The organism is Streptomyces sp. NRRL B-1347 (assembly GCF_000720325.1).
Classification (GTDB): Bacteria; Actinomycetota; Actinomycetes; order Streptomycetales; family Streptomycetaceae; genus Streptomyces.
In genome coordinates this window covers 1-1,007 of record NZ_JOJM01000243.1, presented here as the reverse complement: position 1 = coordinate 1,007, position 1,007 = coordinate 1, and the positions used below count along the sequence as shown (strand labels likewise).

1 protein-coding gene is annotated in these 1,007 nt (G+C 75.0%); it reads right to left on the bottom strand.

Annotation, left to right across the window (positions count from 1 at the left end; all coding sequences use genetic code 11):
• Positions 1–89: 89 nt before the first annotated feature.
• The gene (locus tag IG74_RS0144760) at positions 90–698 is read right to left on the bottom strand and encodes a DsbA family oxidoreductase (protein ID WP_030689632.1); all 609 of its coding nucleotides are present in this window, start codon (positions 696–698) and stop codon (positions 90–92) included.
• Positions 699–1,007: the final 309 nt, after the last annotated feature.

Genomic DNA, 1,007 nt, shown 5'->3' with positions numbered 1-1,007 from the left:
AATAGCCCCTGAACAGCCCCGGCCCCGGCCCCGGGCGGCCCGCGGCGGGGGGCCCGGCGCGGGCGGGACGGGGGCGGGGCGGGGGTGGGTCAGGCCGGTACGCGGCTGCGGGCGTGCAGGGCGCTGACCGCGTGCCGCAGCCGGGCGGCGTCGGGCACGCCCTCGGTGCGCCAGGAGCCGATGACCAGGGTGGGCACGGTGTGGATGCGGTGGGTGCGCCGGGCCTGGTCCTGGGTGGCCTGGTGGTGCGCGGCGGCCTGGGGGGAGCCGGTCCAGGACCGGAAGTGCCAGGGGTCCAGGCCCGCTTCGGCGGCGAGCGCGGCCAGGGTGTCGGGGTCGGCGATGTTCCGGCCGTGATGGAAGTAGGCGTCGAAGACGGCGGTGTCGTAGGCCTGGCCTGCGCCGTGCCGCCAGGCGAAGGCGTGCCCGTGCATGGCCAGGTGGGTGCGCGGCAGCGGGCCGGCGGGGGCGGGGCCGAAGGGCACGCCGAGCCGGTCGGCCATGGGCACCACGGAGTTCTCCCAGACGCCTTGCGGGTAGTCCTTCTTGCCGCTGGCCGGTATGCCCTCGGGGTGCAGTTCGTAGGGGCGCCAGCGCACGGCGTGGTCCTGGGCGAGGCCGGTGTCGGCGATCACTTTGCCCGTCATGACGGAGAAGGGGCACAGATAGTCGAACCAGACGTCGATGGTGAGGGACATCAGGACTCCTTACACAAAAACAAAAGCAGGAGGGGCGCCGCGGGCTGCTGCCGGGGCGCCGCCGCGGGGTGCGGCGGCGCCCCGGTGCGGCCGGCGCCGGGTGCCACGGCCCGCGGCCCGGCACCGGACGGCGGTGGCGGGTGCCGCAGGGGCGGGGCGACGGGAAGTGCGGTGTGGCGGGAGGCTGTTGTCGCACAACGGATGGGGGGGTTGGGTGGGGTGTGCGGGATGTGGGATGTGGGAGGGGGGCGGGTCAGGCGCTGTCTCTTATACACATCTCCGAGCCCACGAGACCGAGGCTGATCTCGT

Bases quoted from the DNA above. Each gene is read 5' to 3' on its own strand.
- IG74_RS0144760 (WP_030689632.1), bottom strand. From the start codon at position 698: ATGTCCCTCACCATCGACGTCTGGTTCGACTATCTGTGCCCCTTCTCC.